Source organism: Segatella maculosa DSM 19339 = JCM 15638, from assembly GCF_000382385.1.
GTDB lineage: Bacteria > Bacteroidota > Bacteroidia > Bacteroidales > Bacteroidaceae > Prevotella > Prevotella maculosa.
In genome coordinates, this window is sequence record NZ_KB908327.1 from 1 (window position 1) to 19,596 (window position 19,596).

A 19,596-nucleotide genomic window follows, 5' to 3' on the forward strand; every position below is an offset into this window, starting at 1 on the left:
GTCAATGGGATTCAGCTTATTACCAAGCTGAAAAATAATATGAAAGGTGCGTTGATGAGCGTTCCCGATAAGTTACTACTCAGAAAGAGGGCCATCATAGAAACCATAAACGATGAACTTAAGAATATAGCGCAGGTAGAACATTCCCGACATAGGTGCTTCGACAATTTCATCGTCAACCTTCTGGGTGCCATTGCTGCCTATTGCCTATTTCCAAAGAAGCCATGCGTCAGAGTGCAAAGGACATTTGACACACAGCTTGCTTTATTCTAAATTCATCGAACTCACGTTAATATATTTAATCTGAATTATGACAATACGATAGAGAATAGCCTTGGAGAATATGAGGATGGATTTCCTCCAATCAAAGATGGAGAGGATTATAGCCGCTTTTCAGTAAAGCGTTATTATGAGAACAGAAGAGGAGTTTCAACAATAGCACATCTTCATGGTCAGATATTGTTCAGCGAGGTAAGGGAATACCCGTTTGATTATAGCATTCGGGATATGGTAAAGAACAGAAATTATCAGACTGCATGCAAAAACAGAATTGGAGGACAGTTCCCCCTTCTAATCAAGCGAAGGAAGAGTATTTACAGCCAGTCATTGTATCAGGTTCGAGGAAAACAGTAAAAATGACGTTTGCACCCAATAATGTGTATTTGTCTGACTTGGCAAGAAAGGTTGTTGAGAACAACCGCCTAATGGTTGTTGGCTATTCCTTCGGGGACTTATATCTGAATGAGATTTTGGGGTTGGGAATTGCTGCACATGGTGATGAATTCAAGGTGGTGATTATCGACAAGTTCCCTTCATATATAAACTCATATATCTCATGGTTTCAGCATCTGACTCATAGATGCAATCCACAAGAATACACTTTTGTGTCAAGGCTCGCTAAGGATAGGCTGTTTGTTGAAGTTGGGCAGCAAGAGTTTCCACTTATTGTTGGAGATTATGGTGAACCTGTGGTTTCAAGAAATGGTAAACTGATGATGTGTATAAATGGGTTCAAGGATGCGGTAGTGAACCATAAAGAAACGATACAGAGGTTTCTTGGGGTCTGATTTTGGGTACATATTATCTTTCTAATGGCCTTTCTGCTCATTGAGGGAGATGGAATTGGCACAACTATCATACCCCCGAACGGCTTGTAGTATGATGACTCGTCCAATTGCAGGATCATCTCCCATGAAACCTTTTTGTCCCTCGAGGAAAAAAGTGTAATCTTGGATCTTGGGGGAAAGCTGGGGGACAAATTGGGCTAAGAACGGCAAAAATGAAAGTGAAAAATCAAAAAACTGCAAATATAGACATAATTCTTAGCGTTTGAAATAAAGCGAATTATGAGCTATATTTGCAGATGGTATGCTTTTCTTTGCAAGAAATCACTTTCCCACGCAGAATCTACTTTCCGATGCAGAAGTGCTTAAAAATATTTCCAAGAACTTCATTCGTGGTTATCTGTCCGCCGGTAATCTCTGCCAATTGGTCAAGACAGATACGCAGGTCCTCACTGATGAGGTCTCCGCTAAGGCCGAGATTCATACCCTCAATAACGCGTTGAATGCTCTCATCGGCATGGGTCAGTGCTTCGTAGTGCCGGGCATTCGTTACGATAACGCTATTCTCGTTAATGTCGGGGATGTCGGCTGCACGATAGATGGCAGCCTCTAAGTCTTGAATATTCTGTTTTAGTTTTGCAGAGATAAAGACCGCGGGAGAATATGAGGCTGCAGTATTGGACTTTACAGTCATGCAATCCATCTTATTAAAAACGGTAATCAGTTTCTTTCCGGTCGTCAGACGCTGCATTCTTGCATATTCTTCGGCCAAAGGCTGTCGGTCGACGACCCATAGAACGATGAATGCCTCTTCCATTTTCTGATAGGCGCGTTCTATACCCAATTGCTCGACCTTGTCATCAGTCCTACGTATGCCTGCCGTATCGATGAACCGGAATGTTATCCCATTGATTTCTGTCGTATCTTCTATGACGTCACGGGTTGTTCCATGGATATCACTGACAATGGCCTTATCTTCGTGCAGCAGGCAATTAAGCAATGTGCTTTTCCCTACATTGGTTTTCCCTACGATTGCAACGGGCACACCTTTCTTCAAGGCATTACCTGTCTCGAACGAACGCGCAAGCATAGTGATTTGTTGATGGATTTGCGCTGCAAGTGCCTTTAATTCATCTCTATCGGCAAACTCCAATTCTTCATGGTCAGAGAAATCAAGTTCGAGTTCAAGCAAAGAAGTAATCCGTAGCAGCTGCTCACGAAGCACAGATAGTTCACTACTAAAATGTCCTTTCAACTGACTAAGTGCAAGTTTGTGTGAAGCCTTATTCGATGCAGCCACAAGGTCGGCAACGGCTTCTGCCTGACTCAAGTCCATCTTGCCATTTAGGTAAGCCCGTTTGGTGTATTCGCCGGGTTGTGCTTGCCTACACCCCGCATCGATGAGTGCTTTTACCACTTGATGCAGGATATAACCCGAACCATGACATGATATTTCCGTACTGTCTTCGCCCGTATAGCTGTGAGGAGTACGGAAAACACCAATGAGAACATCGTCTATAAGATTTCCTTGTTTGTCATGTAGTGCCCCGTAATGCAACGTATTCCCTTTGGCTTCCGCAAGTTTTTTGTTGCTTATACCATGGAAAACCCTTTCCGTAATCTCAATGGCCCTATCGCCACTGACCCTTACGACACCGATGGCTCCCCCTTCCGGAGTTGCCAATGCACAGATCGTCTCTCGGTCCATCAAATACGCTCCAACACTTTCTCTATCAAACCGTCAATGGTGTTCTTGTATCCTGTGTTTGCCTTTTGTGCGAGTCGGTTGGCTATCACCATACAGCAAGTCATGGCTTTGTGTCCCATCAACGCTGAAAGTCCGGCAAGTGCAGAGCTCTCCATCTCGAAGTTGGTAATGCGAAGCCCGTTATACTCAAAACGCTCTACCTTCTTGTTCTGTTCGGGATCGGCCAAAGGAATGCGCAACTCGCGGCCCTGAGGACCAAAGAAACCACCGCAAGCGATTGTAATGCCGCGTACCATATCGTTTTGAGCGATACGGTCTATCAGTTCCTTATCACCGTCAATCACATAAGGTGCACAAAGTTGCGGGTTCCAGTGCATATGCTTCGTGAATGCAGCTTCCAAATCCAAGTCGCAGACCTCGTTTCTTCCGGCATAGAAGTTGAGCAATCCATCAAAGCCAATACTCTTGATGCTGGCCACATACGTTCCTGAAGGCGTATTGGGCTGCAAACCGCCACAGGTCCCGATGCGTACCAAGGTCAACGTGCGATGCGTATCTTTCTCTGTGCGTGTTTTGAAATCAATATTCGCCAAGGCATCCAGTTCATTGAGTACGATGTCTATATTGTCACAACCGATACCCGTACTTTGCACGGTGATACGCTTTCCTTTATATGTGCCGGTTATCGTATGAAATTCGCGGCTTTCAACCTCGCATTCCTTGGTATCAAAGTGCGATGCCACCAAAGCAACCCTACCGGGGTCGCCAACCAAGATGACCTTATCGGCTAATTGTTCGGGTTTTAGATGCAAATGAAAGATACTTCCGTCCTCGTTGATGATCAACTCAGACGCTGCAAAATATTTCTTCTTGTCCATACGAAATGTTTATTTATGGTTTTCGATATTTCGGATTTCCTTTTCAAGTCTTGTTATCTGCAACTGCTGTTGTTCCAATTCTTTCTCCCTATCAAGGATTTGCTGCCGCATAGCCTGCTGTTTGCCGCGTGAAAGAGAGGCATAGTTGTCACGTAATAGCTGTAATTCAACTTCATTTTTAATGATGTTGTTGCGCAGCGCCAGCAACTTTGATACGTTCTGCCGGTTTTCTGCCTTGAAGTCGGAAATGTTTTCCAACGTCACGCCATCATTCACAACGAAATGCAGACCGGCCTTAAACTCATCGCCGACTTTTCCACGCGTCGCCAACTGCTTCAACCTACCGAGAGCGGCCTGTCTGTCGCCATTCTTCCATGTCATGGCTATAGACTGAATACGTGCCTGCGCCTCCAACTGCGACGGCGTCAGATGGTCGTCCGCATAGGACAGCCGTTGCTTGGTAGGAACAAAAGTATAGATGCACACTTTTCCTTCGGGCATGTTCCTATCCGTCACCAACCAGCCCAACTCGTTTGCATCGTCAATAGCCAACAGATAATCATTGGCCGTGGAGTTATAAGGGAGCCCCATGTTCTCGGGCGCATAGAAGCGATGCTCTTCACGGTTATATCGCGTCATAAACAAATCGTAACCTCCGATGCTGTTCACCCCTTGTGCCGCAAAGTACAGTGTCACGCCATCGCTCTGCACGAAAGGATAGTTTGCCAACCGATACTTGTCGTCGATGGCGGCTATTCGCACAGGCGCATCCCATTTACCACCGAGCCTGTCTGTGCTGTAGATTGCCGTCTGCACAGTGTCTCCGTCGGCGAAAAAGGCCTGATTGCCGATGCCATTGATGAAAGCCGACGCTTCAGGATACTGCGTCCGACCCAAGAACTCCTTTGTGGTAAGTATGCTACCTGACAACCGGCTCATGGGAATCTTCGACAGAAAGTCCTGCTTATCGACAACGACGCTATCGACGAACAGCACCTTGGCCGTGGCCGGAAGCAACTCACGAAACAGCGCATTCTCCGGCGACACGCGTTTTGCAGCTGCGGCAGTCGGCTTTATCGGCGCTTTCCGTCCCTTCGGCTTTGTCTGTGCCCCGACTGAAAAGGGAAACAACAGCCACACGATTAAAAGACTTATTACGATTTTCTTCATAGAGTTTCGTTCTTTATGCGTCACAAAGATAAGCAAAAAAATAATAATGATGAAACTTTACTGGGATTTTAGGGCTTCTTGCCATAACCTGTCATAAAATTCTATCCGAAAGATTTGGCTATATCATAAATTAGCCTTACCTTTGCCGCCGAGATGATATTAACAAGCAATCATAATAAAGGTGTGAAGCTGGTGCAAAGAAACTTTGATTTCTCTGCATCTTTTAACGCTTATTATTTGGTCAATCCAAATAATTTGCTAACACACACACACACACACACACACACACACACACACACACACACACACACACAGGCGAGCGACCTATAACACATTACGCGTACGCGCGCGAGGCATGCCTCGCAACCCTTATAGACAAAGGACTTCCACGGAGTTTCCTTTGCCCCATGACCCGTGTCCCATGATGAGCAAAAATAAACCGCTTTTCGCTGTAGGGACGCACGGCTTGTGCGTCCGCTCAATGCGGTTGACGAGTGAACAAGTTAGCAGACTATAGGAACGGACGCACGAGCCGTGCGTCCCTACATACAAACAAGGTAAAAACAAGATAGATTATGAAGAAAACAGAATTTGAAAAGCGGGAGTACGTAACCCCCGAGATTGAAGTGTTCCCCATGTCGGGAGACTGTCAGCTGCAGAGCACGAGTATTCAGCTTGATGCGCCACATTCTACGGAAGAAGAGTGGCAGGAAGAAGAAATAGACGCAGGAGAGGTGGAAATATAGGCTCACCCCCGGCCCCTCCCAAGAGAGGGGAATACGAACTCGCGGTAATCATAAAGTTCAATGTTCAAACATCAAAGTTCAAAGTAAATCAAAGTTCAATGAAGAAGATATTATTTATAGCAGGCCTTGTGAGCACGATGTTGCTCGCGGCATGCAGCAGCGAAGAGAGCGTCGTCAAAGAGGACGGCAAAGTAAATGCGGCGAAAGACATCACGTTTCAATTCACCGAGGAAGCCTATGTGCCGGGTAAAGTCTCAACTGATAAGGCGGGAGCCAAAGGCATATATGCAGCAGAACCGCAAGCGGTGGACTTAGGTGATGGTTTGATAGCCGAAGTGAGTCTCGAGCCCGACACCATGGGCACAGTCCAAACGCGTGCACCGCAACCGATGAGCGATGGTCACTACACCATCTATGCCGTTGACGCCTCCAATGTACGCCATGACGGGATATCAGGAACCGTTTCGGGTGGAACGTTTACTCCTGATGCCGCTAAAAACTTAGAACTCAACGCCGGCGAAACTTATACTTTCGTTTGCTTCAACGATGCCATTACGGACAACGGTACGGACCTTCAGGCTATCGAAGGAGTTGTGAACCCAATGATTGGTACTGCAATCCATACTGTCAGCACTTCCGCTCATGACGTAGTAACTTTCGAGATGAAGCATCTGATGGCACGCTTACGCATTCAGATAAGCTCTCACATGGCACCTCCACAGAACCTCACTATGAAACTATGGCTCCCATCTATTGCCGATAGGAATGAAACTTTCGACATTAAAGGCGTGCATATAAACTCTTGGAGCGATGGTAACGAATTTAACGGCCCGACAATACCATTTTCCACCAACAAGCCCTATGTCTATTCTGCCATTAGCCAAGACTATACGACCACAAGTGACTATGTATATGGCTCCCAAAGTATATTAGGCGAAAGCTATAGTTTCAACTTTACCGGCACACTTCATGGAGAGTCGCTTACGAATATGACCTTTCCTCCAGGAACTTATTTTTATAATAACCATTCTTACCTCGTCAAGGTCAAATACAAGAGTAAAGGCCCACTCTATCTCTATCAAGACGGCACCGTGGGCTACCTCGGCGATAAGGGCACGCGCACGCCCATCGGCGTGGTGGCTATAGAGAAGACCAATGCGACCAACGGCACGGCTGTAGCATTGAAAGAAGCAATACCTGGTTATGGAGGTTGTCCCTGGAGCGATTACGGCATTACCGATGGTAATACGACGAGGAGCAGTGACTTCAACACCAACTACAACGACTTGAATGGTTACAAGTGGACGTGGGACGCAGCAAGCAGCACGGACGGGAAGGTGAAAGCCAATGAACAGACGAAATACCAAGCCTTCTATCATGCTGCCAACTACAATCCCGGCGTCGGCATCACCGGGGCAAACGTGGGCAAATGGTATCTGCCTGCAGCCGGAGAATGGCTTAGGGCACTCGAACGACTTGGCAAAGCTGGAAAAGCAACGACCTTGGACTATCAGACCATGTATTATATTGATTGGAAATATCTGAACAAAGCCTTTACTGCTGCCGGTGGAGAGGCATTGACTAATTATTGGTATCACACCAGTTCCGAGATTTCGGCAATCAAGACCGTTACTATTACCTTTGACAGAAATGGTAGTAATCCGCCGGCCAACAAGTATGCGCTCACCGACATGGATAACAAAGGGGTTGAGAATGTCCGCTCGTTTATCCATTTCTAAGCGCACATCCCCCTCGGAAAGAATTCCGTGCCGCCACGAAATGAATTCCGACGCGGCACGGAATTCAATGCGAGGCGGCACGGAATAGAAACGATCATAAAACAGAAGATTTTTTATCTTTAATATCAAATATTTTTCAACGCTTAAAAGAAAGGAAAAACTATGAGCAACAAACCATTGCAGTATGTCTTGAAAATGCGCAAGCTGAAAGTGAAAGGCAAGGAGAACAAAGAAGAAATGCAGGTGGCCATGCCCACAGGGCGTAAGCGGGTGGACTTCCGCTCATTCTGCAAGCAGGTGGCCAACAACACGACGTTCTCGCCGCAGGAAGTGTATGCCGTGCTCAACCAAGCCATTGCCGCAGCACGTGACATCGTAGCCAACGGCGACTCGGTGGAGTTCGGCGATATGGGTACGCTGAAGCCCTCGTTCAAAAGTACGGCGGTGGCCAAGGACGAGAAGTTCAATGCCAAAAAGCACATCATCAAGCCCGTGGTCAGGCTGCTGCTCTCGAAGAAGTATTTCGAGCTGAACGACGTAAGCTTCGAGCAGGTGGAAGATAAGAAGAAAGGCAAAGGAGAGATAGGGCAGCACGGGAATTAAAAGCCCTCAAACCCACCCCCTGACACCCACCCCCGGCCCCTCCCGAAGTGAGGGGAGGAGCCACCCCCCAGCCCCCTCCAAAGGAGGGGGAGACCGAGCTTGCGAGGAATTAGTTTGCACGCTGTTTGTGCTCCCCTCCTTCGGAGGGGCTGGGGGAGGTTATTGGGGAGGGCGCACGACTTACCTGTATTTAGTCAAAATCAAAATTCACCTTATGATTAACTCGCTTGTCTGTGTGCCCTCCCCGTTTAAAGAAAAGCCTCCCCCCAACCCCCTCCGAAGGAGGGGGAGGCCAAGCTTGCAGGCAATGATGAAAAATGCATGATAAACAAAATAGACCTTGTGAACTAAAATGTTCGCAAGGTCTATTTGCATTTTACTCCCCTCCCTCTTCGGGGAGGGGTTGGGGGAGAGGCTTCTTCTCCCCTCCCTCGGGAGGGGCCGGGGGTGGGCTTCCCTTTTCAACCTTTTTTGTATTCCTTTGCTTGTTTTATCACTCCCGTCGGCCATAACCCCGGTTTTTTTTATACCTTTGTAGACTTAAAAACTTAAATATAATCGAACTATGAGACTGATTATTGAAAAAGATTATGATGCGCTGTCTGCATGGGCGGCCAATCATGTGATCGACCGTATCAACGCTTTCGGGCCGACGAAAGAACGGCCGTTCGTGTTGGGACTTCCCACGGGGTCTTCGCCCATCGGTATGTATCGGGCTTTGGTCAAGGCTTGCGCCGAGGGACGCGTCTCTTTCCGCCATGTCGTCACGTTCAACATGGACGAGTACGTGGGGCTGCCCGAGTCGCACCCCGAGAGTTATCATTCGTTTATGGCACGCAACCTGTTCGACCATATCGATTGTCCGAAGGAGAACATTCATATTCTCAATGGCAATGCCTCCGATCTTGCGGCTGAATGCGAACACTACGAGCAGATGATAGCCGAAGCCGGAGGCATTGATTTGTTTATCGGCGGCGTGGGTGTAGACGGGCATGTCGCTTTCAACGAGCCGGGGTCGTCGCTTACTTCGCGCACCCGACAGAAAACGCTGACTACGGACACGCGCATCGTGAACAGCCGCTTCTTCGACGGCGACGTGAACAAGGTTCCGGCCTACGCGCTGACGGTGGGCGTGGGCACGGTGATGGACGCCCGCGAAGTGATGGTGCTCATCAACGGCCACGCCAAGGCGCATGCGCTGCAGGCTGCGGTGGAAGGACCGGTGACGCAGATATTCACCATCAGTGCGCTGCAATTGCACCGGCACGGCATCATCGTCTGCGACGAGGCAGCCACCGAAGAGTTGCGCGTGGGCACGTATCGTTATTTCAAAGACATCGAACACCAACACTAAAAAGAGGAGTATATCATGAAATTAAACCTTAGTTCGCAAATCGTATTGAACAAAATACCCGAAGAGTTTTATCATCCGCGTACGGCCGTCGAGCGCTCCGAGCTGACGCGCTGCGAGAAGATTCCTACCGACATCTTTCCGAAGGTAGAAGAGGGTGCGGAGAACATTGCCGACGAAGTGATGCGGCTCATCAACCAGCGGCGGCACGAAGGCCGTTATTGCGTGTTGGGACTGGGCACGGGCAAGTCGCTCGCGCCTGTTTATGACGCGCTCATCGACCGCTACGAGCGTCGATTGGTGAGTTTCAGCAACGTCGTCGTGTTCAATGCCTACGAATACTTCCCGCTCGACACCACCTCTGCCCACAGTTCGATAGCGCAGCTGCACGACATGCTGCTCGACCATGTGGACATCAACGAGCAAAACATTTTCACGCCCGACGGCACGTGTCCGCAAGACGAAGTGCAAGAGCAATGCCGCCTCTACGAGCAGCGCATACAGAGTTTCGGCGGGATCGACGTCATGCTCCTCGGTATCGGCCGCATCGGCAACATCGCCACCAACGAACCGGGTTCGGGGCTCACATCGACCTCGCGACTGATGCTCATCGACGCCACGAGCCGAGAAGAGATGACGATGAGCTTCGGCTCGCAGGAGCCCGTGCCGCCATGCTCGATTACGATGGGCATCGCCACGATTCTCGCCGCGCGGAAGATATTTCTCACGGCATGGGGCGACGATAAGGCCGAGATTATCCGCCAGACGGTCGAGGGACCCATCACGGAGACAATCCCCGCCTCGTTCCTGCAGACGCACAACGATGCGCACGTAGTCATCGACCTCGCCGCGGGCGCACGGCTGACGCGCATCGTTCATCCGTGGTTGGTGACCGGATGCAAATGGACGGATAAGCTGACGCGGGCTGCGCTGACGTGGCTCTGCCAAAAGGTGCACAAACCGATACTGAAACTCACCAACAAGGACTATAACGAGAACGGACTCTCTGAACTATTGGCCCTCTATGGCTCGGCGTACAACGCGAACATCAAAATATTCAACGACCTGCAGCACACGATCACGGGATGGCCGGGCGGAAAGCCAGACGCCGACGACACGTGCCGGCCGGAGCGGGCCAAACCTTACCCCAAGCGTGTGATTGTGTTTTCGCCGCACCCCGACGATGACGTTATCTCGATGGGCGGCACGATACGCCGGTTGGTGCAGCAGCAACACGAGGTTCACGTGGCCTACGAGACGAGCGGGAACATCGCCGTGGGCGACGAGGAAGTGACGCGCTTCATGCACTTCGTCAACGGCTTCAACCAGCTTTTCATGGGGAGCGACGATGAGACCATCGCGCGGATGTACGGGGAAATCAAGAATTTTCTGGCCGCGAAGAAGGAGGGCGAGCCGGACACGGCGGACGTGCGCACCATCAAGGGGCTGATCCGCCGCGGCGAGGCGCGAACGGCATGCACGTTCAATAATATCCCGCTCGACCGCGTACACTTTCTCGACCTGCCGTTCTATGAGAGCGGAAAGATTGAGAAATTGCCGATGACGGAGAAGGATGTGGAAATCGTGCGGCAATTATTGCAAGAAGTGAAGCCTCATCAGATTTACGTGGCCGGCGACCTTGCAGACCCGCACGGCACGCATCGAAAATGCACCGATGCCGTGCTGGCCGCACTCGACCTTGAGAAGGAAGAGGGGGCGGAATGGCTCGCCGACTGCCGCGTGTGGATGTATCGCGGCGCGTGGGCCGAGTGGGAAATCGAGAACATCGAGATGTGCGTTCCGATGAGTCCGGAAGAGCTGCGCGCCAAGCGCAATGCCATTCTCAAGCATAGCTCGCAGATGGAGAGTGCTCCGTTCATGGGAAATGACGAGCGCCTCTTCTGGCAGCGGGCCGAGGACCGCAACCGCGGAACGGCCAAACTTTACGACGACCTCGGTCTTGCTTGCTACGAGGCCATGGAGGCGTTCGTTGAGTATAAAATGTAGAAAGATTCAAAAGAAGAAGGCCTCCCCTTTATGGGGAGGCTTTTTTTTGTGCAGAATTTTATGTTTGTTGCGATTTCCGAGTCATCGGAAAGCAAAAAATCCTCGAGCGACGCACTTTCCAACCCCTTGGAAAGTAAAAAATCCTCGGGCGACGCACTTTCCAACCCCTTGGAAAGCAAAAAATCATCGGACGACGCACTTTCCAACCCCTTGGAAAGCAAAAAATCTTCGGACGATGCACTTTCCAACCCCTTGGAAAGTAAAAAATCATCGGACGATGGCTTTCCAACCCCTTGGAAAGCAAAAAATCTTCGGACGACGCACTTTCCAACCCCTTGGAAAGTAAAAAATCATCGGACGATGGCTTTCCAACCCCTTGGAAAGTAAAAAATCATCGGACGATGCACTTTCCAACCCCTTGGAAAGCAAAAATCTTCGAACGACGCTATTCTAACTCTTTGGAAAGCAAAATCATCGGACGATAATGTTTCCGAGGCCTCGGAAAGTGAAAAATCATCGGACGACGGCATTTCCGAGGCCTCGGAAAGCAAAAAATCATCGGACGACGGCTTTCCGAGGCCTCGGAAAGTGAAAAATCATCGGACGATGGCATTTCCGAGGCCTCGGAAAGCAAAAAATCATCGGACGACGGCTTTCCGAGGCCTCGGAAAGTAAAAAATCATCGAACGATGGCGTTTCCGAGGCCTCGGAAAGCAAAAAATCATAGGACGACGGCTTTCCGAGGCCTCGGAAAGCAAAAAATCATAGGACGATGGCATTTCCGAGACCTCGGCTGATGAAAAACACTTTGCGACGGCTGAAAATAGTTGAATGATGTGGGGCGGGTTATGTGTGTTTGATTGGAAATGAAAAACAGACCTTGCGGAATGGTGTTTCCGCAAGGTCTGTTTGTGTTTTTTTGCCGCCTGATGGGTATGGCTGGCTGTCGGAGCTATCGGCTGTTCGCGCGCGATGGGTGGTTGCCTGGCGTTTCGCGTTTCCGGATATATTCGCGGCATTCTTCCATGAGCCACTTGGGTGTGCTTGTTGCGCCGCAGATGCCGACGGTTTCGGCGTGGTTGAACCATTGCATGTCGATTTCGGCTGCGCTTTCTATCTGGTGGCTGTTGGGATTGACGCTGAGGCACTCTTTGAAGAGTACTTTCCCGTTGGAGCTCTTGCGCCCGGCTACGAAAATCACGACGTCGTGGCGGCCGGCGAATGCGGCTATGTTTGGCATGCGGTTGGCGACTTGCCGACAGATGGTGTCGAAGCTTTTGAACTCGGCGCCGGGGGAAATGTGGGCGCGTATGTAGTCGATGATGTGGTGAAATTCGTCGAGGCTCTTTGTGGTTTGTGAGTAGAGGTAGATGTTGCGGGTGAAGTCGAGTTTCTTGACGTCGTCGAACTTTTCGATGACGATGGCTTTGCTGTGTGTTTGTCCGACGAGTCCGAGGACCTCTGCATGTCCGTTTTTGCCGAAAATGACGATTTGACGTTCGGAATCGTTGGTTGCTGCGTTGTTCTCGTGCTGTTTTTTGATGCGCCTTTGGAGCTGGAGGACGACGGGGCAGGTTGCGTCGATGATTTCGATGTTGTTGCGGCGTGCGATTGCGTAGGTTTCGGGGGGCTCGCCGTGGGCTCGAAGGAGTACTTTCGCGTTGTGCAGCCGGCGTAGTTGTTGGTGGTCTATGGTGATGAGTCCGCGGGCGTGGAGGCGTTCTACTTCCATTCCGTTGTGGACGATGTCTCCGAGACAGTAGAGTGTGCCTCCCTTTTGGAGTTCTTCTTCGGCTTTTTTGATGGCGGTGGTTACGCCGAAGCAGAATCCGCTGCCGTTGTCGATTTCTATTTGTAGCATTTAGTTGACGTTGATTTTGATGACGACTTTTGGTTTTCGGGGGTCGTTGGTGATCATGAGAATGCGTGGTGTGCGCTTCGCGGTTTTGAGTTGGTCGGCGATGGCTGTTATTTTGAGCTTCGCTTGTGTGTGGGGCTCGATGGTTGTTTTGCTGAGGGAAATTTCGAGGCCGGAGGTGAACATTTGGAGGTTGCGCACTTCGAGTGGTGCGTTTCCGATGTTACTGAGTTCGATTTCGCCTTTCAGCCGTGGCCGACCGTTGAAGCTTCCGAGTGTGAGGCTGTCGGCTGAAAGTTTTATTTGGGGTGCGAGGCTGTTGGGTTGTTCGGCGGTGTGTTGGAAGTGGGGCAGCAGTACGGTGGACACGGGAATGAGTGTTGCTTCGGAGACTTTTTCGCCGGGTGCAAATCCGAGGTAGATGTTTGTCTGCGTGAGTCCGAAGTCGCGTAGTTTTCGCGAGTCGAGGGTGAGGGTGGCTACTCCTGCGTGTCTCGGTGCTATGCGCGAGGGGGAAATTTCGGCTGTGAGGTAGTCGGGGAGGTGCATGAAGAGGGGCTGGGCTGTTTTGTCGGAGTTGTTGAAGATGTGTATGCGCTTTGTGGGTCGGTCGCCCTTGTTGACGTCGTCGAATTCGCAGTCGTTGGCGTCGGTCTTCAGTTCGCCGAGTGTGAAGGGGTAGTTTCCTGCGAAGTCCTTGATTTCGCTGACGACCTCGCCTTGCAGGGTGAGTATGAGCGGTTCTCGGCCTGCGTAGATGGCCAGCTGCTTGTTGAAGTGGCCGAGCGTTCGGGCATCATAGACGGCGGTGATGGTGAATTCCTTTCCCATTCCGACGGTTTCGGGGTATGCCGCCGTCGTGCAGCCGCAGCTTGTCTTTACTTCTCGGATGCGGAGTGTTTTGAGGCTTTTGTTCTTGAGTTTGAAGTCGGCACTGACGGGTGTCTTGTAGAGTACTTGGCCGACGTTGATGGTTTTTTGTTCGGTGCTGATCCGCTGCGCCTGCGCGGGAAGTAGGGCAAGCAGCATGCAGGTCGTTAAGAATTTATTTCTCATTGTTCAATTGAATGGCTTTGTCGCGTCCGGCGAATTCGGGGCTGTACGTGCAGCGCGCCGTGCAGATTCCGCTCGAATATGAGCCTTCGCGGTCGATGTAGTATTCGGTTTCTATGATATGTGTGCCTTTGGGGAGGCGGTCGAAATAATAGCGGGTTGCGCGGTCGCCGGGCGCGTAGTAGTATCGGAAATTGTAACCGCTGGTCTGATCAACGGGTTCGAGGCATGCGGGGCGCTTGTCTTCGACCTCCACGAAGTCATAGTCGCGGTCGGCTTTGAGCGTGATGCGCACTTTTATCTTGTCGCCCACCTTGAAATCTTGGTTGATTTTGGCCATCTTGCCGTCGGCGTTGATAAGCTGGCGCGTCACAGCAAGCTGCGTTGCCTGGCTGTCAATATCCTTGAGTTTCTGGTCATATTCCGCATAGATGGCCCCCCAACTGATGTTGTTCGATTGCTTTTCGGCCGTCAGCGTGCCAAACGTCTTGCCGGTTTTCTCGGCCTTCACGACGGCCCTTCCTGCGGTGGGCTCGGTTGTGCAGAGCTTCTCTCCGTTGAGTGTCAGCAGGGTGTTGTTACCGTAATTCGTGAGGCTTTCCTTGGTTTCGCCCTGCATGAAAGCATAAACGGCATCGACGCAGTTGATGGGCGTGTCCCAACTTTGCGTACGCTTGCTTTGCAGGAGCCAGCGTTGCATTTCGCTGATGGTCTGCTTGTCGTTTGGGGTGATAATCTTCAATGCCTCGATGGCCGCCACTTCAGTCGGTATGCGATAGTCGAACCACGAATATCCCGCCCGCTTCGTGTCGAAATAACGGCCCATCTCGTCAGTGTAGACCGTATATTCCTTGAGGCTCTTCAGATGTTCCTGTGCCAACTTCATGTTGTGCCCGTTTCGTCCCAAGATTACGGCCATCATAGCCTTTCCGTAGATGGTAAACAACGTATGACGCTTCTCCACAAGGTTCAACAGATATTTATTGTCGGCATTATCGAGGTTCTCTTTGCGCAGCGCACAGATATAAAGGTATTGCAAGTCCGTCTCTGAGGGCAGCAGGTTCTTATAGCCCTTGGCTTCCCACGCTTTGAGTCGTACCACATCTTTCTTTACCTCTTTGGCCATGAACTTCATGCTGTTGGCTATCAGATTGCGGGTAGCTTGCTGTTCGCCCGTCATCATATTGAGGCGTTGCAGCATCTCGGTCACGGCCACGGTCATATAGAGCGAACCACTCATGCCAGGCCACCAAGAGAATGAGCCGTCGGCGCGTTGCAACTGGCGTAGACCGAAGAGGGCTTCTTCCTTGTAGCGATTGGCAGCCTCTAAGGAGTCGGTCTGGCCGGCAAGCTGCATCAAATAGGCCGACAATGTGTTGGCATAATACTTGGCAGCAAGACTGATGGCATCTTTTGTCGATGCGTGGGCAACGGTCGGGAGAGCCTCGACCATCATCCATGCCGGATTGTTGGTGTAGCTGACGGTTAACTTGTTGCTATCTTCCTTGACGGGGAAGAGCTTGTCAATGTCAAATGTCTTCGTGCCCGGTTCATGTTGACTGAAAGCCAAGGTGGTCACAACGTGCTCCATGTCTGACAGGATTGGCAACAGATGCTGCTCACCGTCACTGAACGTCTTGCCTTCGATCGTCATACGGCAAACCACAGCATCACCTTGGTAACCCATGGAACGAAGCTGCGAAGGCACAAACACGAAGTTAGTATTTGCAGTGGCATTGGCTTCAAGTGTAATACTTTTCGTCTCTGCCATGAGCTGCTTCTCGGTCTTTGGATCAAGCAAGTGCATCTCCACCTGTGCCGAAAGCGGTTTGTCGGTGGTGTTGACAATACGATTGCTAAGCACGGCCTTGTCGCCCATTCTCACGAAGCGCGGCATGTTCGGCATAATCATCACGCTCTTCTTGGCCACAGCTGTAGCCTCGATAAGAGCGTCATTCATATCCTTATCGTGAGCATAACCAAGCAGACGCCATGTGGTCACACTCTCCGGAAGCGTGAACTTCAGGCTCACATTGCCCTTACTATCAGTCTGTAGTGCAGGGAAGAAGAAAGCCGTTTCATTGAAGTTCTTGCGCAGGGAGATTGACTTCTGTGGTTTCGGCATGTCTGCTTCACGCTTCTTCCGAGGTGCATAACCTGTGGTGACCACCTCCTCATGAAGTTCGGAGCTTCTCGCACCGAAAAGACTGCTTGCCACTTCTTCTTTGGCCAGAACTACAGTGTCGGACATGCTTTCGTTCTTCATACCCCTCAACCCATAGACCTTTCCTTGCAGGTGGGAAGCAATATCCCAACCGATATGCGTGAAGTTGAAACCACGCACGTTGAGAAGTTTCAGTGGCATCTCCCCATAGAACTGCCAATTGTCGAACCGGGTGCCTGCCCATTGAATGCTTGCCAAATCCCAACTAAACCTTACGCCTGTGTCCCAACTGTGCAGATAGATGTCGTCAAGACTCATGTCATACATCGTAGCCATGAGTTGTGCACGGGAAGGCTTCCCATCTTTGTCAGTGAGCTGCAAGGTCCATGTCTCGTGCTGTCCCGGTGTAAGTCTGTCGCGGAATGTAATCCACTTTGCGTGCAAATCCAACTGGGGGTCAGGTCTACGGATATTGATATTGTGACTATGGAGCACGCCGTCTTTCACCCACGCATAAGCCACTGTGATGCCATCGAGATAAGTCTCTTTGTATTTGAAGGCACGTGTGTACATCTCGTCATTCAGCGTGAAGGTGCCGCTTTCAAGCACCTTACTGCCCGATAGTATCGTATAGGCCACGTAGATATCTTTCAGACTGCTGCCCAACTGCACATAGACGGGTTTGCCGTCGTTGCCGAATTGGTTGCTCGTCGTATAGCACCAATCCGGTGTATTCTCGGCCGGCTTCTTATCTTTCAGTGAGAACAAGACGAACGACCTGCGCAAGGTGTCTTCTCCGCAGACGGCTTCCAAGGTGTGATGCCCACTCTTCATCTTCGGGTAGTCGAGCGAAACCTCTTCGTTGCTGTTGGCCTGATAGGGCGCATCGTCTACCTTATAATATACCTTAGCAGCCACATTCTCGCCTGCAAGGTTCTTATATATAAAGGTGAAGCGCGTCAGACTGTCGCGATTGATGCGTTCGGGCAGGTTGCAATTGAAGTAGACCGAACGGTTGCCGAATGGCAGCGCAATCGTTCCTTCGTGGCTCTCGCCTGCACCGTCTGTCACGGTGGCACTGATATCATAGGTATAGTAACGTGGCAGGTTGTTCTTTCCTTCGGGAAGATGCAAGGGAACCCGAATCACGAAGTGGCCGGCCTCGTCGGTCATCAGTGTATCTTCTTTAACCGTGACTCGGCTCTCGTCGCTCCCACGCCACCAAAACCAATTGGGTCTGCGCACCACAGAGCAGACCACCTTTGCACCCTGCACGGGCACGCCTGCATAGCTCTTGGCCGTGCCTTCCACGCTGATGGTGTCGCCATTCTTGTAGCTCTTCGTATAGGGTGTGAAGTCCACGGTGAACGTGGGCCGCTTGTATTCCTCAACATGGAAGCTTGTCTCAAAGTCGTCGTTGGCTTCGATGGTGAACAAGCCCGTCTTGCCCGACTTTGGAAGGTCGAACACGACGCTGGCCGTCCCATACTCGTCCGTGCGCACCTTCTTCGTCTCCGTTTCCTTGTAATCGGCATCGTAGAGCGTCAGCGCGATGCTGTCATTGGCATTGACGGAGGCTTTCTTCGTGCGGTCGTTGACGGTGAAGTCTACCATGCTCACGTGCACCTGCTGACCGGGACGATAGAGGCTGCGGTCGGTAAAGAGTTGCACCTGACGCGTGATGAAGTCCTCCTCGTCTTCCTTCCCATAGTCGTTGCCCGGTGCATAATAAGACGTGCTGCTGCACGGCGGACAGAAGTCATCGGCAGCCGTGAAGGCTTGGCAATACATGTCGTATTCCTCCTTACTCCTCTTGTAGCTGACCTCGCCTTGGCGGTCAACCGTCAACGTGGCCTTCAAGCTGCGCTTGCTTTCCTGATAAGTGCGCGAGAAGATGCGTATCTTGGCGTTCGCAACGGGCCGACCCGTAGTGGCACTCATGGCGATAAGCCTCACCCTGTAGTTGGGAAGCCTAGTCTCCAGCACATACATGTCCGACACGTGGAGCAGCATGCGCACGGGGCGAATGTCCTTATTGTCGGTCGTGAACTCAACGAGATAAACGCCCTTCTCCAACGGCCCCACCGTCATTGAGTCGCTGCTCACCTTATAGTTGGGCAGCCCCACGTAGCGGTGGGTCACCGAAGTCGTCGTCGGTGCCAGCAACAGCTTTTCTATCTTGGCATAGTCGTGCTTGTCGGCAGGATTGAGCGGGCAGTAGGCCTTCGTATTGAGGCGCGTCACGCTCATCGTGAGGCTCTGGATATTGGTCAGCTGTCGGATACGGACCACTCTCTCCTTATGGGGCAGCAGCACCTGCGGGCCACATTCGGCAAGGAAGCTCGGCAGCGTGAGTCGGCTACGGGCATTGCGCAGGATATTCATACGCGGCCACGTGCCCCACTTGGCAAGGGCATAGTTCAGATAGTTCATCTTCTCCTCGGCCGAAACATCGTCGGCCAAGTCCATGAACTCATAGCGGGCAATACCCAGTTCGCCACCCACGGGCAGGTCTCCATAGCACGTGATGAGCGAGTCGAGCCGTTGCAGATACTTCGACTTCTTCGATTCGAACACATTGTCCTGCCGTTCGTCCTTCAACAGCTGCAGGGCACAGTAGCAGGCGGCACTGCGGTTGCCGTGGGCGTCATACCATCGGTGGAGCGTCCGGTAGTCCTTGGTGACGAAGCCGAGCACGTGCAGCAGGTCGTTGTGGAAGATTTGGCTGTCACTCCCCCCTATCATCAGCGGCTCATAGTTCTCGGCCTTAGTAGCGGCCAGCAGTGCAGGTTCCTGCATCGATTTGCGCAGCAGCGCATCGGCCACTTCCATCGAGTCGGCATTCCCCGCGAACCTATCCCGATAGCGGCTTCCCAGCACACTGTAGTAGATGGCGGCAGCAGCACGGTCGGTCTTCTCGGCCCTCAAGGCCTCGCCACGCAGACGCTGCAGCTGTGGCCCGAGCGAGTCGGGCGCAAGGTCCTCCCACGCGTCCATCAAACCGAACTGTGCCTTGATGAGCTGCCCGTAGGCCTTGTCGGCCCTGGCCTTCGCCGCGATTTGCTCGAGCACATGGATAGCCGAGCGCGGCTGGTTCTTCCTCTGCAACAGTTCGTATTGTTTCCACAGCGAACCGTAACTGTCTGCCATGACGGCCAAGGGCATCATCAGGGCCACGACGATAGTGCATATTGCCTTCTTCATATCCATTCTTTGTTTAGAACTGCGCCCCCCGACGCACCGTTCGGCTCGGGG

At 51.4% G+C, this 19,596-nt stretch carries 15 protein-coding genes; 8 read left to right on the forward strand and 7 right to left on the reverse strand.

Annotation, left to right across the window (positions count from 1 at the left end; genetic code table 11):
• Together H164_RS0108525 and H164_RS0108530 are read left to right on the forward strand one after the other, a co-directional pair.
• On the forward strand, positions 1-273 hold a 273-nt coding region (locus H164_RS0108525; protein WP_019968222.1), incomplete at its 5' end, for a transposase.
• Between the two features lie 263 nt (positions 274-536).
• Entirely contained in the window at positions 537-1,067 is a 531-nt protein-coding gene (locus tag H164_RS0108530; RefSeq protein ID WP_248616189.1) for a hypothetical protein, read from the forward strand.
• Between the two features lie 340 nt (positions 1,068-1,407).
• Here the strand turns inward: H164_RS0108530 and mnmE are convergent, their stop codons facing one another.
• Genes mnmE through H164_RS0108550 form a run of 3 tightly spaced genes read right to left on the reverse strand, consistent with a single transcriptional unit; the run spans position 1,408 to position 4,820 of the window.
• Positions 1,408-2,772, reverse strand: coding sequence for a tRNA uridine-5-carboxymethylaminomethyl(34) synthesis GTPase MnmE (gene mnmE, locus H164_RS0108540; RefSeq protein WP_019968225.1), 1,365 nt, complete (start codon positions 2,770-2,772; stop codon positions 1,408-1,410).
• On the reverse strand, positions 2,772-3,650 hold the full coding sequence (locus H164_RS0108545) for a nucleoside phosphorylase (RefSeq protein WP_019968226.1): 879 nt from the start codon (positions 3,648-3,650) through the stop codon (positions 2,772-2,774). The genes mnmE and H164_RS0108545 overlap by 1 nt, the downstream gene beginning before the upstream one ends.
• 9 nt (positions 3,651-3,659) lie before the next feature.
• On the reverse strand, positions 3,660-4,820 hold the full coding sequence (locus H164_RS0108550; RefSeq protein WP_019968227.1) for a hypothetical protein: 1,161 nt from the start codon (positions 4,818-4,820) through the stop codon (positions 3,660-3,662).
• Positions 4,821-5,395: 575 nt separating this feature from the next.
• Here H164_RS0108550 and H164_RS15705 point away from each other — a divergent pair.
• The 3 genes from H164_RS15705 (at position 5,396) to H164_RS0108565 (ending at position 7,908) form a co-directional block, all read left to right on the forward strand.
• Positions 5,396-5,566 carry a hypothetical protein gene (locus H164_RS15705; RefSeq protein WP_019968228.1) on the forward strand — a complete coding sequence of 57 codons (171 nt, stop codon included), beginning with the start codon at positions 5,396-5,398 and terminating at the stop codon, positions 5,564-5,566.
• 98 nt (positions 5,567-5,664) lie between these two features.
• On the forward strand, positions 5,665-7,305 hold the full coding sequence (locus H164_RS14890) for a hypothetical protein (RefSeq protein ID WP_019968229.1): 1,641 nt from the start codon (positions 5,665-5,667) through the stop codon (positions 7,303-7,305).
• Between the two features lie 162 nt (positions 7,306-7,467).
• Complete coding sequence (locus H164_RS0108565; RefSeq protein WP_019968230.1) at positions 7,468-7,908, forward strand: HU family DNA-binding protein; 441 nt, start codon at positions 7,468-7,470, stop codon at positions 7,906-7,908.
• A gap of 207 nt (positions 7,909-8,115) precedes the next feature.
• Here H164_RS0108565 and H164_RS0108570 read toward each other — a convergent pair whose 3' ends face one another.
• A complete protein-coding gene (locus H164_RS0108570) occupies positions 8,116-8,418 on the reverse strand; it encodes a hypothetical protein (RefSeq protein ID WP_019968231.1) in 303 nt (100 codons plus the stop codon).
• A 55-nt stretch (positions 8,419-8,473) separates the two neighbouring features.
• Here H164_RS0108570 and nagB point away from each other — a divergent pair, with 55 nt between their 5' ends.
• From nagB to H164_RS14485, 3 genes are read left to right on the forward strand one after another with little or no spacing between them, the layout of a single operon-like run.
• Positions 8,474-9,262: a glucosamine-6-phosphate deaminase gene (gene nagB, locus H164_RS0108575; protein WP_019968232.1), complete on the forward strand. Its 789-nt coding sequence runs from the start codon at positions 8,474-8,476 to the stop codon at positions 9,260-9,262.
• A 15-nt stretch (positions 9,263-9,277) separates the two neighbouring features.
• A complete protein-coding gene (locus H164_RS0108580) occupies positions 9,278-11,266 on the forward strand; it encodes a glucosamine-6-phosphate deaminase (protein WP_008563669.1) in 1,989 nt (662 codons plus the stop codon).
• 30 nt (positions 11,267-11,296) lie between these two features.
• Positions 11,297-11,653: a hypothetical protein gene (locus H164_RS14485; protein ID WP_248616190.1), complete on the forward strand. Its 357-nt coding sequence runs from the start codon at positions 11,297-11,299 to the stop codon at positions 11,651-11,653.
• Between the two features lie 565 nt (positions 11,654-12,218).
• Here the strand turns inward: H164_RS14485 and H164_RS0108590 are convergent.
• The 3 genes from H164_RS0108590 to H164_RS0108600 are packed head-to-tail and all read right to left on the reverse strand — an operon-like array spanning position 12,219 to position 19,545.
• Positions 12,219-13,127: a 4-hydroxy-3-methylbut-2-enyl diphosphate reductase gene (locus tag H164_RS0108590; protein ID WP_019968235.1), complete on the reverse strand. Its 909-nt coding sequence runs from the start codon at positions 13,125-13,127 to the stop codon at positions 12,219-12,221.
• Complete coding sequence (locus H164_RS0108595) at positions 13,128-14,180, reverse strand: DUF1573 domain-containing protein (protein WP_026356302.1); 1,053 nt, start codon at positions 14,178-14,180, stop codon at positions 13,128-13,130.
• A complete protein-coding gene (locus H164_RS0108600; RefSeq protein WP_026356303.1) occupies positions 14,170-19,545 on the reverse strand; it encodes an alpha-2-macroglobulin family protein in 5,376 nt (1,791 codons plus the stop codon). The genes H164_RS0108595 and H164_RS0108600 overlap by 11 nt, the downstream gene beginning before the upstream one ends.
• Positions 19,546-19,596: the final 51 nt, after the last annotated feature.

What these genes read in the sequence shown, in the direction of transcription:
- H164_RS14890 (WP_019968229.1), top strand. Translation starts at nt 5,665, where the DNA reads ATGAAGAAGATATTATTTATAGCAGGCCTTGTGAGCACGATGTTGCTC.
- H164_RS0108550 (WP_019968227.1), bottom strand. Translation starts at nt 4,820, where the DNA reads ATGAAGAAAATCGTAATAAGTCTTTTAATCGTGTGGCTGTTGTTTCCC.
- H164_RS0108595 (WP_026356302.1), bottom strand. Translation starts at nt 14,180, where the DNA reads ATGAGAAATAAATTCTTAACGACCTGCATGCTGCTTGCCCTACTTCCC.
- H164_RS0108570 (WP_019968231.1), bottom strand. Translation starts at nt 8,418, where the DNA reads ATGGCCGACGGGAGTGATAAAACAAGCAAAGGAATACAAAAAAGGTTG.
- mnmE (WP_019968225.1), bottom strand. Translation starts at nt 2,772, where the DNA reads ATGGACCGAGAGACGATCTGTGCATTGGCAACTCCGGAAGGGGGAGCC.
- H164_RS15705 (WP_019968228.1), top strand. Translation starts at nt 5,396, where the DNA reads ATGAAGAAAACAGAATTTGAAAAGCGGGAGTACGTAACCCCCGAGATT.
- H164_RS0108580 (WP_008563669.1), top strand. Translation starts at nt 9,278, where the DNA reads ATGAAATTAAACCTTAGTTCGCAAATCGTATTGAACAAAATACCCGAA.
- H164_RS0108600 (WP_026356303.1), bottom strand. Translation starts at nt 19,545, where the DNA reads ATGAAGAAGGCAATATGCACTATCGTCGTGGCCCTGATGATGCCCTTG.
- H164_RS0108590 (WP_019968235.1), bottom strand. Translation starts at nt 13,127, where the DNA reads ATGCTACAAATAGAAATCGACAACGGCAGCGGATTCTGCTTCGGCGTA.
- H164_RS0108545 (WP_019968226.1), bottom strand. Translation starts at nt 3,650, where the DNA reads ATGGACAAGAAGAAATATTTTGCAGCGTCTGAGTTGATCATCAACGAG.
- H164_RS0108565 (WP_019968230.1), top strand. Translation starts at nt 7,468, where the DNA reads ATGAGCAACAAACCATTGCAGTATGTCTTGAAAATGCGCAAGCTGAAA.
- H164_RS14485 (WP_248616190.1), top strand. Translation starts at nt 11,297, where the DNA reads ATGGGGAGGCTTTTTTTTGTGCAGAATTTTATGTTTGTTGCGATTTCC.
- H164_RS0108530 (WP_248616189.1), top strand. Translation starts at nt 537, where the DNA reads ATGCAAAAACAGAATTGGAGGACAGTTCCCCCTTCTAATCAAGCGAAG.
- nagB (WP_019968232.1), top strand. Translation starts at nt 8,474, where the DNA reads ATGAGACTGATTATTGAAAAAGATTATGATGCGCTGTCTGCATGGGCG.